We start from the raw sequence: 14,412 nt of genomic DNA on the forward strand, positions 1-14,412 counted from the left end.
AGTGAATTGGTTCGCATTAGTTTAAACATAATATCCTCCAAAAAATGGCAAAAAATGATTTCAAACTAGCTTGGCGCAAACTTTTAAAAAATAAAGGTTTTACTTTCTTAAATATTATTGGATTGACCCTGGGTTTTACAGGTTTTATCCTTTCGTATCAATACATCAATCGGGAAACGAGTTACGACAAATGGAATCCCCATTATAAGGATATCTATCAAGTTGGTTTGGAGGCCGAAGGCGCTTTTACAGATGAGACCTCTCCTGCAATGGCTCCATTGCTAAAACAAAATTTACCAGATATCATCTATGCCGGCAGGAAAATAGTTTACAATTACGGCAGTTATCCGCTTTTTGGGGAGAAGACGGTGCTTATCAAAAACGCTGCATTAATTGATTCTTCTGCTGCGCGGATTTTTCAGATAGAAAATGCGACTGGGCCGCTCTACAAAAACAAGGACCAAAAGGAAGCGACCATGGTCAAAAGTCCTATTGCCGAACAACTATTCAAAAAAGAAGATCTAAATTTTGACAGTCCCCAGTCGATTCCAGCGCTAAGTCAACAAATTGGAATGAAGGAAACAATCTACGGTACCATCAAAAAGCAAGGCCTGTCCATAATTGATTACGATCTCCTTTTTATCCGTGAACCGCAGGATCTCTTCGCGGATAATAATCCCTTTTTGTATCAAACTTATATTCAGATTCGCCCCGGTACGGATATCACAACGTTGACCGAACGCATCAATGCACTTTACCAGAAAGAAATTGCACCAAAAGATAAAATACGTTCATCCAGTTATGCCAAAGGAAAAATCTATCTAGATCCACTTGCCAACCTTCACCTTCGGCCAAAAACAGGCAGTAACACGGCTTATATCATTACGTGGATTATTGGTATTCTTTCGGTCTTGATTCTTTTACTTGCTTCAGCCAATTTTGCCAACATGATTATGGCACAGGCGGATCAACGACTTAAAGAGCTTGCTCTAAAAAAAATATTGGGAAGCTCCCGTTGGGCTATCGTCAGGCAATTGGTACTGGAAGTATTTATCCTGACTTTCAGTGCTGCAATCCTAAGTTTCGTCACTTTGGCCCTCACAGGAAATATCCTCCAAAAATGGTTCAATGATGATCTTAAGGGGTATATTTTGAGTTCAGAGACAATCGTACAACTCACTATCGCAGTACTATTGACAACAATTATATCGGCAATATACCCAGCCATCGTACTCTCGGGCTTCAAATCCGTTAATCTCCTAAAAGGTGGACTGACATCAATACTCAAAAAAGGGACTTTCCGAAATGCACTACTGACGTTCCAGATCAGTATGGCCATCCTGTTTATCTCGGGCATGCTGGTTATTAGAGCACAGCTAAATTATATGCAGCAGGCGGATAAAGGATTTGAGCCTGCACAGGTTGTCAATTTCAAAGGAATAGGCATGTATTATGATTCCAAAATTGATGGTTCCTATCAACAACTAAAACGTCGATTAGAAAATGATCCGAGTATCGCATCAGTCGCATCGGCGACAAATATTCCAGGGGAAGGAGAACAGCCTCCCAAAATGGATTTTTCTTATGCACAAAAAACTGTTTCATTCGCACATGTCGGCATTGATCCTAAATATTTCAAGACGTTAAACATCTCCAGCATACAGGGGAACACCAATATTTCAATGGACCAACTGCTTCGCGATTCCTTGACGAACTATGCTATTATCAACGAATCTGCAGCTAAAAATTTAGGACTTGAAAACCCTATAGGTGCTAAAATCAAAGGCTGTGATGTCAACTTCGAAATTGTCGGTCTGGTCAAAGACAGTAAAACTTATGGCTTCGAGAATGCCGTTCAACCGAGCCTATATTCATTTAAAAGTGAATGCGGCAGTATGCGCTTCCAAACAACCCTCATGGTCAAAACAAAACCAGGTATGGTCGATCTGGCAATTCAAACAGTCAAAGCAGAGTGGGCGAAAAATCCATCTGCAAAAGATCTGCCCCTTGATTATTCCTTTATGGATGAGCAATATGCTTTACAGCACAAAAAACAGCAAGAATTGCAGACTGCTTTTAATAGTTTCACCAGTCTTTCGGTTATCATCGCGGCCTTAGGGCTGTTCAGTATGGCGGCATATCAGGCGGCATTACGAAAAAAGGAAATGAGTATCCGAAAAGTACTAGGAGCGTCGGTACAATTGCTCTTTGTTCAATTGAACAAACCATTTTTCAAACTCTTTCTGATCGGGATCGGCATAGCTCTTCCAATCGCCTATTTGCTCATGAATAGGTGGCTTTCCAATTTCGCCTATCACATTCAGCTGTCCTGGTGGTCGTTTTTGATCCCAATATTTTGCATATTTATACTCATATTGGTTTCCATCAGTTTCCAATCTATCAAAGTCGCAAAAACAAATCCAATAGATAGCCTGCGCGATGAATAGAAGATAATATGAGCAGAGATGGCCGTAGCCCACAGTCGAACAATAATTATGGTTACTAGAAAAAATATAAATACGAATATCTAAGATCTCAATACTAAAAAATGATACAATTAAAAAATTTATTCAAGTGGTATAACGTAGGTGGTACACGCTCATTCGTCCTTAAAGATGTAAGTCTCGATATCGCTGAAGGTGATTTTATCTCCATCATGGGACCTTCAGGGTCCGGAAAATCGACTTTATTAAATATTATCGGTATGCTCGATGAACCTGATGAAGGTGAATATATCTTTATGGGCGAGAATGTGTTGGAAATGAAAGCGAAAAAAAGAACGCAACTATACCAATCCCACATCGGTTATGTATTTCAAGCTTACCATCTCCTGGATGAATTGACCGTATATGAAAATATTGAAACACCTTTGATCTATAAGGACATTTCGAGCAAAGAAAGAAAAGCTATTGTTGCCGATATGCTCGATCGCTTTGGTATTGTTGGTAAGAAGGATCTCTTCCCAGCCCAACTATCCGGTGGCCAACAACAGATTGTAGGTATAGCGCGTGCATTAGCGGGATCGCCCAAGTTATTGTTAGCCGATGAACCTACGGGTAATTTAAATTCCAAACAAGGCGAAGAAATCATGGATCTATTCAAACAGCTCAACGATGATGGTGTTACGATCATACAAGTAACCCATTCTGAAAAGAATGCCGAATACGGTAAAAGAGTTGTCAATATGCTGGATGGTCAGCTCAAATAATTGTATGCCAATTTAACCTGGATAATCCCTACGCAGTACATCAATTACGGTAGGGATTTTTTTAGCTCATATTTCGAATCAATTCTTTAACTTCGTTATGATGAATGAGAGAGAGTTGAAATCGCTAATATCCCTGTTGGACGACACCGACCAACAGATTATTCAGGAAGTGGAACACCAGTTAAAAAGCCAAGGTCCTGAGATTGTACCCTATTTGGAAAAATTTTGGGAATCAAGCTTCGATCCCAGAATACAGGGACGTTTAGAGAATATCATTCATGAAATTCAATTTGATCAGACCAAAAACGAGTTACAGATCTGGAACCTGAGTAACTCATTCAATCTACTGGAAGGATTAATTATCCTCAATAATTATCAATATCCTTCTTATGAAGACCACAAGATTATTTTGGCGATAGAAGATCTCAAAACTGAGGTATGGCGCGGTTTGCATTACGACATGAGCCCACTGGAAAAAGTAAACCTAATGAATCATGTTCTTTTTGGCTCTTTCGGCCTAACAGGAAATACAAAGGATTATCATCATCCACAGAATTCCTATATTGGTCAGGTACTCGATACCAAACAGGGGAATCCCTTAACCCTATCCTGCATTTATAGTATCATTGCACAAAAATTGGACATTCCAATCTACGGTATCAATTTACCAAAGCATTTTGTATTGGCGTATATGGATTCGGATGAAGAAGGGAATGAAAATGTGCTGTTTTACATCAATGCCTTTAATCGTGGTCAGGTTATGCAAAAAAGCGATGTAAATTCATTTTTGAAGCAACTGAACCTCAATCCGGATAGAGAATTTACCTACCCCTGCGACAATGTGACAATCATTAAACGAGCTTTGCGAAACCTAATGTCTGCCTACGAGGAACATGAAAGTTCAAACAAGCAACAGGAAATCAAAGAGCTTTTCCAGTTGCTTGCTTAAACTGTCCATTAAAAGTTAGTAGTAGACCGGCCGTCCAAAAAGATATAATTTGGATTCAGAGAACCATAGGTTTTCGCCACTATGTCAGGTTTTAAATTACCGTCGCCTAAACCAACCAATGGAAAACGCGAAATTGTACGATTCGTTAGATCAGAAACATAAAAGAATTTTCCTTCGTTGAGACGGTCATCAATGGCTACCCCCCAAGGTTTTTCTAAGCCCGTATTAGCACCACTGATGACGTAATCCGGTTCCACGTTCATTTTATCCGTGGTGCCGCTAAATAAGGTATTTGGATCTTTGAAAAATAGTACTTCTTTACCCGATGTCACCGCAAGTAAACCCTTATTAGGCGCATAGGACACGGGGCCTAGTTCAGTTTTACCCTTGATATAGACTTTCATTACTGGCTTAAATCCATCTACGCCGACAATCGTATCACGTGGCTGATCGATGAGTTGTTGTTTTAGATTAGTATAAACAGCAAATCCACTTTTATTTTCTGCTCCTTCATTATTAAAGCCTATAACAACAATTTTTTGATTATTATCACCTGTGCTATTGTTCACTAAGGTCAGAGAACTGGGAACAATGGTCCCCAGGTTAATCTGTTTGTCAATGATTGGTGCTCCACCTTTTGATCCTACTTTTCCGCTTGGTGTGCTTATAGCATAAAACATGGAGCTGCCTACTCCTCGATTTGTAACCGCCAATAGAAATGGTATTGTAGCAGATCCAGAAGTACCATTTTGCTGGGCATATGTATAATAAGCCAATCCTTTAACATTTGTAAAACCACGGTATCCAATTGCGCCTGCATTACCTGGAATTCCATAAATATCATTTGCAAAAGGAATACGCTGAATAAAGGTATCCTGAGCCGTTATACTCGCCTGAAAAATAGCCTGGGCACTTGCATCAAAAAGAATGGGTCCCCCTCCCTTAGCCGGAGAAAGATACTGATAGATATTATCCAAATTGTTCGTATCTGCCGGATCTACAATCATCATATTCTTCAGGGAAGAATTATTCGGATCATAATCCAGGAAAGAGATATATAATCGTGATATCTGCGTGACACGTCCAATATTGCTTGGTTCATCATCCAGTTTCTTGCATGATGTAAAACCTATTACACTAGCAAAGAATAGGATAATACAGGATTGAAACGAAAATTTCATATATTTTTTATTAAAAATAGCGTATTGCGTTAAACATACAAATCTACTAATATATGCAGCATATAAACGAATTTATATAATTCTTTTAAGGACAAACTCGTATAAGTATAACGGAAATATTTGTCAATTCGCTACTTTTTGATTAAAATTGTCCTTGTTTTTTGTTAGCACATACGATTATGGAAAATAAGGAATTTGTAAGGGAGACGTTGGCATTACCGGGAGAGGGCAAAAAATTACTTTTACACTCCTGCTGTGCTCCTTGTTCTGGAGAAGTGATGGAAGCACTCATTGCTTCGGATATCGATTTTACAATCTATTTTTACAATCCCAATATTCATCCCCGCAAAGAATATGATTTACGCAAAGACGAGAACATCCGATTTGCGGAAAAACATAATATCCCTTTTATTGATGCGGACTACGATGTTGATCATTGGTTCGATTTGGCCAAAGGGATGGAGCAAGAGCCTGAAAGAGGCATTCGCTGCACCATGTGTTTTGATATGCGTTTTGAAAAAACGGCTGAGTATGCGGCTGCGAATGGCTTTGATGTGATTTCAAGTTCGCTGGGTATCTCCCGTTGGAAAAACATGGAGCAGATCAATGACTGTGGTCTACGTGCGGCTTCCCGCCATGAAGGGATGGAGTATTGGACATTCAACTGGCGCAAGAAAGGTGGTTCTGCCCGTATGCTTGAAGTCTCCAAAAAGGAGAAGTTCTATATGCAGGAATATTGCGGCTGTGCTTATTCGCTACGTGACACTAACAAATGGCGTATGGCAAATGGGCGCGAAAAGATAGAGTTAGGCAAAAATTATTATGAATAAGCCCTGTTACTGGTGTATATAAAGCTTTGCTTCGGAATATTTAAAAAAATATTTCTATCCTAATGATTTTATACATACCTTTGCAGGCTCAAATGCAAGATTGTGAAACATCTAAAACAATACAGAATTCCCTTTTCGGGGCTCAACGCTGGAAAACACAATTTTGAGTTTGACATTAATAAAAAGTTCTTTGACTGCTACGAACATTCGATTGTAAAAGATGGCAATCTGAAAGCAGAAGTTGAATTGCAAAAACAAGAAAATCTATTGATTTTGCATTTTGATATCCAAGGCGAAATTCAATTGACTTGTGATACCTGCTTAAAAGAGTTTATGTCACCGATTTCAATTCAAGAACGAATATTAGTCAAATTCACGGATGAAGATTGGACAGATAATACCGAAGAGGTGTTGATCTTATCCAAAAGCGACCATGAGTTGGATATAGCTGAGTTATTATACGAATACATTAATTTAGCTGTTCCCTATATCGTAAAATGTGAAGAGCAGGGACAAGGTATACAATGTGATCCTGAGATGCTCGCGTTATTTACAAGCGAGCCTGATTCAGAAGAACAAAAAGAAGAAGAAATTATCGACCCACGTTGGGAAGCATTGAGAAATATTAAAAATAACTAAAACAAAAATACGAGATGGCACATCCAAAACGTAAAACTTCTAAATCAAGAAGAGACAAAAGAAGAACACATTATAAAGCTGAAGCTCCAAGCTTGACAGTATGTAAAGAAACTGGCGCAGTTCATTTACCTCACCGTGCGTATACTGTAGACGGAAACTTGTACTACAACGGTAAATTGATCATTGAAAATACAGCTGTTGTCTAAGGTAAACCTTTCATAACACCAAAACATCCCAGACAAGCACTATTTTAGAAATTTGCTTTACTTTGGGATGTTTTTTGCGTATTATTGATTTACTAAATAATAACGGATGAAGATTGGTTTAGATATTTTAGGAGGAGATTATGCTCCTAAAGCAACGATAACAGGTGCAATTGAAGCACAAAAACAGCTTACTGGAGACCAAAAAATAGTCCTTTTTGGTAAAACTGAAGAGACTAAACAATTAATCAATCAAGCCGGAGGAAATTCATCTGACTTTGAATATGTAGAGGCTCCAGAAGTCATTGCAATGGGTGAACATCCTACCAAAGCAATAACTCAAAAACCCAACTCAAGTATTGCGAAGGGATTTGAATATTTAAAAAACAAAGAAATTGACTCATTCGCTTCTGCTGGTAATACCGGCGCCATGCTTGTGGGCTCAATGTTCAGCGTTAAAGCTATCCCAGGCGTATTACGTCCTGCTATAGCATCCATTGTTCCCAAATTAAAATCTGGCTTCGGAATCTTATTGGACGTCGGCGCTAATGCGGACTGTAAACCAGAGATGTTGAACCAATTTGCAATCTTGGGAAGTGTCTTTGCCGAACATGTGTTTAATGTATCCAATCCTAAAGTGGGATTATTGAATATCGGAGAAGAAGAAGAAAAAGGAAACATCCTAACAACCTCTACCTACCCCCTACTTAAAGCCAACGACAAGATTAACTTTATCGGAAATGCAGAAGGCCGTGACCTGTTCAGTGACCATGCCGACGTTTACGTCTGTGATGGATTTACAGGCAACGTCGTCTTGAAACTCGCAGAATCATTTTATGTAGTGACGTTGAAAAAAGGTTTTAAAGATGATTTCTTCGACCGATTCAACTACGAGCAGTACGGCGGAAGCCCCATCTTGGGAGTTAATGCTCCTGTCATTATTGGCCATGGTATTTCGACACCTGAGGCCATTAAAAATATGGTTTTATTTTCAAGAGATATGATCGAGTCTAAGTTCATTGACAGCATCAGATCTATTTTCAATTAGAATATTTATGTCAAAGATTCACGCCGCAATCACGGCTGTAAATGGTTACGTTCCGGATTATATCCTTACTAACAAAGAATTGGAAACAATGGTCGACACCAACGACGAATGGATTGTTTCCAGAACGGGAATCAAAGAGCGTCGCATCTTAAAAGGTGAAGGGCTTGCTACTTCAGATCTTGCTGTACCTGCAGTTCAAGGTTTATTGAAAAAAAGAGGTATAGCTGCTACAGATATTGACCTTATTATCTTTTGCACAAGCACACCAGATATGCTGTTCCCTGCGACTGCAAATATTCTGGCCGATAAAATCGGAGCTACAAATGCATGGGGATTTGATCTTCAGGCTGCTTGTTCAGGTTTCTTGTTCGGTCTGAATACAGGAACACAATTTATCACTGCTGGTACACATAAAAAAGTCCTTGTTATCGGTGCAGATAAAATGTCTTCAGTAATAAATTATCAAGACCGTAATACCTGTATCCTATTTGGTGATGGCTGTGGTTGTGTATTGTTGGAGCCAAATGAAGAAGGAATGGGTATACAGGATGCTATTTTAAAAACCGATGGTTCTGGAGGACAGTTTTTGAATATCAAAGGTGGAGGTTCACTGAATCCGGCGTCGCATGCAACTGTAGATGCAGGATTACATTATGCTTACCAAGAAGGTCGTACGGTGTTTAAATTTGCAGTAACCAATATGGCTGATGTAGCACATGAAGTTATGGTCAAAAATAACTTAAAGTCAGAAGATATTGCTTGGTTGGTACCTCATCAGGCCAACAAACGTATTATTGATGCAACTGCAGAACGTGTGGGTCTTCCGGAAGAAAAAGTGATGGTGAACATTCAAAAATATGGAAATACCACCAGTGGTACTATTCCTTTATGCCTATGGGAATGGGAATCTCAATTGAAAAAAGGAGATAATCTTATCCTTGCAGCTTTCGGCGGTGGTTTCACTTGGGGATCCATCTATTTAAAATGGGCGTATTAATTGTCCATTTTATGGTATAATTTATTACTTTTGACAGTTAGAATTTTTTAGAAACAAACAAAACCTAGAATACTATGGGTATGGATATCAAACAAATTCAGGACTTGATTAAATTCGTTTCAAAATCAGGTGTGAATGAAGTCTCAATTGAAGAGCAAGATTTTAAAATTACAATAAAGACAAATCAAGAGCCTACGTACGTGACAGCTACTGTTCCTGCTGTTGCTCCAATTGCTGCTCCTCAAGTTGCACAAGCAGCGGCGCCAGCTCCTGTGGCTAGCCCTGCAGCACCAGCGGTAAACGCTGACGCAAACTTGATAACAATCAAATCACCAATGATCGGTACATTCTACCGTTCGGCTGGACCAGGTAAACCATCTTTCGTTAATATCGGTGATGATATCAATACCGGTTCTGTATTATGTATCGTTGAAGCTATGAAATTATTCAACGAAATTGAATCTGAAGTTTCAGGTAAAATCGTTAAGATTTTGGTAGAAGACGCTCAACCTGTTGAGTTCGACCAACCATTATTCTTAGTTGAGCCTAAGTAATTTACAATTACGTAAATGAATACATGTAGCCTCCAAAGGGCTACATTTTTTGCAAACTTCATAATTCAAGACAATGTTCAAAAAAATATTAATTGCAAATAGAGGCGAGATTGCCCTGCGCATTATCCGTACCTGTCGTGAAATGGGTATTAAAAGTGTTGCAGTATATTCGACTGCTGATAGAGACAGCTTACACGTAAGATTTGCGGATGAAGCAGTTTGTATTGGTCCTCCACCGAGTAGAGACTCTTACTTAAACATTCCAAATATTATTTCTGCAGCTGAATTGACAAATGCAGATGCGATTCATCCAGGATACGGTTTCTTATCGGAAAACGCACGCTTTTCAGCAATCTGTGCAGAATATGGCATCAAATTTATTGGTGCTACTGCAGAACAGATCGAAAAAATGGGTGATAAATCCCGTGCTAAGGATACCATGAAAAAAGCTGGTGTTCCAACCGTTCCAGGATCGGATGGTTTGATCTCAAACGTAAAAGAAGGTATTATATTAGCGAATGAAATCGGCTACCCAGTAATCATCAAAGCAACTGCCGGTGGTGGTGGTCGTGGTATGCGTATCATTTGGAAAGATGAAGAGTTCGAACCAGCTTGGGATTCTGCACGTGTTGAATCTGCTGCGGCTTTCGGTAACGATGGCATCTACCTTGAAAAATATGTAGAAGAACCGCGTCACATCGAATTCCAAATTGTGGGCGATCAGTTCGGTACAGTATGTCACCTATCTGAACGTGACTGTTCGATACAACGTCGTCACCAAAAATTGATCGAAGAATCTCCATCACCTTTTATGACTCCCGAATTGAGAGCTGAAATGGGAGAGGCTGCTGTCAAAGGTGCTAAAGCTGTAAACTATGAAGGTGCTGGTACAATCGAATTCTTGGTTGACAAACACCGCAACTTCTACTTTATGGAAATGAACACTCGTATCCAAGTAGAACACCCTGTAACGGAAGAGGTAATCAACTTTGACTTGATCAAAGAACAGATAAAAGTGGCCGCAGGAATTCCGATCTCTGGTAAAAACTATGAACCAGGAATGCATGCAATTGAATGTCGTATCAATGCTGAGGACCCTTTTAACAATTTCCGCCCTTCACCAGGTAAAATCACCAACTTCCACTCACCAGGTGGACATGGTGTACGTGTAGATACACACGTTTACTCTGGTTATTCAATTCCGCCGAACTATGATTCTATGATTGCTAAATTGATCACTGTTGCACAAACACGTGAGGAAGCAATTTGTACCATGGAACGTGCGTTAAGCGAATTCGTCATTGAAGGGATCAAAACAACCATTCCTTTACATTTGAGATTGATGCGCGACCCTAACTTTAGAGCCGGCAATTTCACGACAAAGTTTATGGAAACTTTCGACCTAACGGAATATCCAGCAGAAGATTAAATAAAATTATCTTTACATACATAAAAAATACCATTCTTTACAATAAGAATGGTATTTTTGTTTCCAAACAATTTTTATGAGTACACCTAATTCGAAAGATCTAATACAAGCTATTAAAGATAAAGGGAAGAATATAGAAGCAGAAATGTCTTTTTTTGACCACCTTGAGGTTTTGAGATGGCATTTGGTCCGTTCAGCAATTGCGATCTGTATCTTTGCAGGTATTGCCTTTACATTCTACGATTTCGTATTCAACGATATCATCATGGGGCCAAAGAATCTAAATTTTTGGACCTATCGCATGATGTGTAAAGCTGCAGATGCTTTCAATTTAGCGGACTTCTGTGTCAAGAAAATTCCTTTTAATATCATCAATACCGAACTAGCAGGTCAATTTATGCTTCAGATAAACTCCTGTTTATTGATGGCTTTGATGATGGGCTTTCCTTACCTTCTTTTTGAAATCTGGTTATTTGTAAAACCAGCATTGACCGATGTGGAAAGACGCTCTGCACGAGGGTTTGTCTTTTACTCCTCTTTATTGTTTATTTTAGGAGCGCTCTTCGGATACTATATCGTTGTGCCATTATCCATAAACTTTCTGGCAAATGTATCCCTAAGTGATGAAATCGTGAACCAGATTACCATTGATAATTACCTTTCCACGATAGCAACATTAACATTGGGCTGTGGAATTGTTTTCCTACTGCCGATACTGGTATTTATTCTCTCGAAAATAGGCATTATGACCCCTGAATTTATGCGGGCCAGCCGTCGTTATGCAACTGTAATTATTTTAGTGATAGCCGCTATCATTACACCTTCTGCAGATGTGATCACCATGTTGACCGTTGCAGCACCAATGTTCTTATTATATGAGATCAGTATTATGGTTTCTGCGGATGTCAAAAGAAAAAAATTAGCACAAGAAAAATAAAATAACAATAAAAATGAGCAGCGTAAAGAAAATTGCGATTGGAAGTGACCATGCTGGTTTTGAATACAAAACAGCTTTGGTAAGCTTTTTGAATGAACTGGGTTATGAAGTAACAGACTTTGGAACAAACTCTCCAGATTCAGTTGATTATCCAGATTTCGCACACCCAGTTGCATCAGCAGTAGAAAATAAAGAAGCTGATGCCGGAGTCTTGATTTGTGGAAGTGCAAATGGTGTTGCTATCACAGCTAATAAACACCAAAATATTCGTGCTGCTATCTGTTGGTTGGAGGAAATTTCGGCTTTAGCCCGTCAGCATAATGATGCGAACGTGGTATGTATCCCAGCACGTTTTATCGACCTTGACCTTGCTAAAAAGATCGTCAACACATTTATGAACACGGAATTCGAGGGTGGACGTCACGCTAACCGTGTAAACAAAATAGCTTGTAGCTGTTAATAAATTAACATTTTTTAAGAAGCGGATGAAAGGTAAACTACACTTTTCATCCGCTTTTTTTTATATATTGTGCAGATACTGACACCTGTTATAAGATTAAGCAGATGATGCTCGCTTAATCCGGTTAATTAGCATTACAAAATAAAGCGTTGAAAGTCGCACTAGTAAAAAATAAACAATGAAAAAAATATACAACCTGCTTTGGATCGCATGCTCCCTAATGAGCTGTGCAAAAGCACAGGACATAAACAGTAAATATGCAGATGAAATCACAGTAGAGTCGACGCAGAAGCATCTGCGCACTTTAGCTTCTGTCGATTTTGAAGGCCGAGGGACCGGCCAAAAAGGTGGGCGCCTGGCAGCAGAATATATTGCCAATGAATTTAAAAAATATGGACTTAGTGCGCCTGTCAATGGATCCTATTTCCAACCCCTGCAGCTAATTCGCAACAGCTTTAAGGTAAAGCAATTTAGTATTAACGATAGACCCTTCCAACATGGTAAGGACATTTTTGTCATTGGCAACAATGAGAACAAGTTCTTCGAAAGCAATGAAATTGTGTTTATTGGCTATGGCATAGATGATCCCAAGTATTCGGATATCTCAGGCATGGATCTCCACAATAAGATCGTTATGTTGATCAATGAGAATGAGCCAACAGATGAGAAAGGGAATTCATGGATTACCAGCAAAAAGGCTGCTTCGGACTGGGCAACAACCCGAAATAAAAAAGTCAAGGAGATCCTTAAACACAGTCCCAAAATGGTACTAGCCATCAATAGTCAGCTGTCTCAACTTTTGGAGGATGCAGGAGACCGTGCTATTGAGGGCCGTTATAATTTAGCGGTGGATCAACCTGCGCCTGAAAAGTCGCCCATGATCCCCGTGGTCAATATTACAGACCATGCAGCAAATTATATTCTAAACCTAGCAAGAACCAATCTTGCTACTGTGGTTGCAAAAATTAATCGTACGGGACAACCGAATTCCTTTGCTATTTCAACAAATTTTAAAGCTGAGTTTGGCACCAATGCGGCAACTTTAGCCGATCCTAATATTCTTGGCTACCTGGAAGGAACAGATAAAAAAGACGAAATCGTTGTGCTCGGGGGCCACTATGACCACGATGGAATGGATTCCAAAGGAAATATCTTCTTTGGGGCCGATGACAATGCCTCGGGCACAACAGCTGTCCTTGAGTTGGCACGTGCTTTTTCTAAAGCTAAATCAACCGGAAATGGCCCACGGCGCAGTATTTTGTTCATCACCTATGCGGCAGAAGAAAAAGGTTTACTGGGTTCCAAATTCTATACAGAAAATCCCATATTTCCATTGAAAAACACCGTTGCCTGCATTAATATTGATATGATCGGCCGTGTTGACGACAAACATCTCAAAGGTAATCACGATTATATCCATGCGATCGGTTCAGATAAATTGAGCTCGGAGTTATATCAGATCAATAAAAATGAGAATGAAAAACATACGAAACTGGAGATTGACTATATGTATGACGATCCAAAGGATCCTATGCGCCTCTACTATCGCTCCGATCATTATAACTTTGCCAAGAAAGGTATCCCATCTGTATTTTACTTTTCGGGCTTGCATCCGGACTACCACACACCTGCAGATACCTATGACAAGATCGACTTTCCATTGATGGTTAAACGTGAAAAGCTCGCATTTTACACCGCGTGGCAAATAGCCAATCGGGAAAATCGCCTGGTGGTTGACAATAATAAAGAGTAGGGTCAAATTATCGCCTGTAAAAAGGATTACTTTATACTGTATAAAAAAGCAAGTAAACAATCATTTACTTGCTTTTTTATGTATTAAAATGACCTTTAGCATAAACCTTTTATCCACAATTTTTGTTACCTTTCCTCTATAAATTAACTATAATACAGTCCCCTTGCGCATTGGGTTTTGCGATTTTCCTCTTCGAGTTTGGTCAGCCGTAAGGCTGGCATTAA

General features: G+C 39.3%; 14 protein-coding genes. 13 read left to right on the forward strand and 1 reads right to left on the reverse strand.

From position 1 onward, the window contains the following. Window positions 1–44 precede the first annotated feature (44 nt). The 3 genes from L1283_RS20570 to L1283_RS20580 all read left to right on the forward strand — a co-directional run bounded on the left by L1283_RS20570 (window position 45) and on the right by L1283_RS20580 (window position 4,157). On the forward strand, window positions 45–2,447 hold the full coding sequence (locus tag L1283_RS20570) for an FtsX-like permease family protein (RefSeq protein ID WP_429626411.1): 2,403 nt from the start codon (window positions 45–47) through the stop codon (window positions 2,445–2,447). 101 nt (window positions 2,448–2,548) lie between these two features. After that, window positions 2,549–3,208, forward strand: coding sequence for an ABC transporter ATP-binding protein (locus L1283_RS20575; RefSeq protein WP_046672265.1), 660 nt, complete (start codon window positions 2,549–2,551; stop codon window positions 3,206–3,208). Between the two features lie 100 nt (window positions 3,209–3,308). After that, window positions 3,309–4,157 (forward strand): transglutaminase-like domain-containing protein, encoded by an 849-nt coding sequence (locus tag L1283_RS20580; RefSeq protein WP_075994643.1) that lies wholly within the window; start codon window positions 3,309–3,311, stop codon window positions 4,155–4,157. A gap of 8 nt (window positions 4,158–4,165) precedes the next feature. Here L1283_RS20580 and L1283_RS20585 read toward each other — a convergent pair whose 3' ends face one another. After that, window positions 4,166–5,338, reverse strand: coding sequence for a hypothetical protein (locus L1283_RS20585; RefSeq protein ID WP_333885949.1), 1,173 nt, complete (start codon window positions 5,336–5,338; stop codon window positions 4,166–4,168). A gap of 179 nt (window positions 5,339–5,517) precedes the next feature. Here L1283_RS20585 and L1283_RS20590 point away from each other — a divergent pair, with 179 nt between their 5' ends. The 10 genes from L1283_RS20590 to L1283_RS20635 all read left to right on the forward strand — a co-directional run bounded on the left by L1283_RS20590 (window position 5,518) and on the right by L1283_RS20635 (window position 14,188). After that, the gene (locus L1283_RS20590) at window positions 5,518–6,168 is read left to right on the forward strand and encodes an epoxyqueuosine reductase QueH (RefSeq protein WP_120333454.1); all 651 of its coding nucleotides are present in this window, start codon (window positions 5,518–5,520) and stop codon (window positions 6,166–6,168) included. 102 nt (window positions 6,169–6,270) lie between these two features. After that, on the forward strand, window positions 6,271–6,807 hold the full coding sequence (locus tag L1283_RS20595; RefSeq protein WP_046672268.1) for a YceD family protein: 537 nt from the start codon (window positions 6,271–6,273) through the stop codon (window positions 6,805–6,807). 14 nt (window positions 6,808–6,821) lie between these two features. After that, entirely contained in the window at window positions 6,822–7,013 is a 192-nt protein-coding gene (gene rpmF, locus L1283_RS20600; protein ID WP_046672269.1) for a 50S ribosomal protein L32, read from the forward strand. A 106-nt stretch (window positions 7,014–7,119) separates the two neighbouring features. Further along, entirely contained in the window at window positions 7,120–8,058 is a 939-nt protein-coding gene (gene plsX / locus L1283_RS20605; protein ID WP_046672270.1) for a phosphate acyltransferase PlsX, read from the forward strand. A gap of 7 nt (window positions 8,059–8,065) precedes the next feature. Then, a complete protein-coding gene (locus L1283_RS20610) occupies window positions 8,066–9,055 on the forward strand; it encodes a beta-ketoacyl-ACP synthase III (RefSeq protein ID WP_046672271.1) in 990 nt (329 codons plus the stop codon). A gap of 74 nt (window positions 9,056–9,129) precedes the next feature. Then, entirely contained in the window at window positions 9,130–9,609 is a 480-nt protein-coding gene (gene accB, locus L1283_RS20615; protein WP_075991145.1) for an acetyl-CoA carboxylase biotin carboxyl carrier protein, read from the forward strand. Window positions 9,610–9,682: 73 nt separating this feature from the next. After that, window positions 9,683–11,038 (forward strand): acetyl-CoA carboxylase biotin carboxylase subunit, encoded by a 1,356-nt coding sequence (gene accC, locus L1283_RS20620; RefSeq protein ID WP_075991144.1) that lies wholly within the window; start codon window positions 9,683–9,685, stop codon window positions 11,036–11,038. A gap of 76 nt (window positions 11,039–11,114) precedes the next feature. Beyond that, entirely contained in the window at window positions 11,115–11,975 is an 861-nt protein-coding gene (tatC, locus tag L1283_RS20625; RefSeq protein ID WP_088160308.1) for a twin-arginine translocase subunit TatC, read from the forward strand. Between the two features lie 13 nt (window positions 11,976–11,988). Next, window positions 11,989–12,435 (forward strand): ribose 5-phosphate isomerase B, encoded by a 447-nt coding sequence (gene rpiB, locus L1283_RS20630; RefSeq protein WP_088160307.1) that lies wholly within the window; start codon window positions 11,989–11,991, stop codon window positions 12,433–12,435. Between the two features lie 178 nt (window positions 12,436–12,613). Next, window positions 12,614–14,188 (forward strand): M28 family peptidase, encoded by a 1,575-nt coding sequence (locus L1283_RS20635; protein ID WP_429626412.1) that lies wholly within the window; start codon window positions 12,614–12,616, stop codon window positions 14,186–14,188. Window positions 14,189–14,412: the final 224 nt, after the last annotated feature.

Source organism: Sphingobacterium sp. HSC-15S19 (assembly GCF_050433745.1).
In the GTDB taxonomy this organism is placed as follows: domain Bacteria; phylum Bacteroidota; class Bacteroidia; order Sphingobacteriales; family Sphingobacteriaceae; genus Sphingobacterium; species Sphingobacterium siyangense.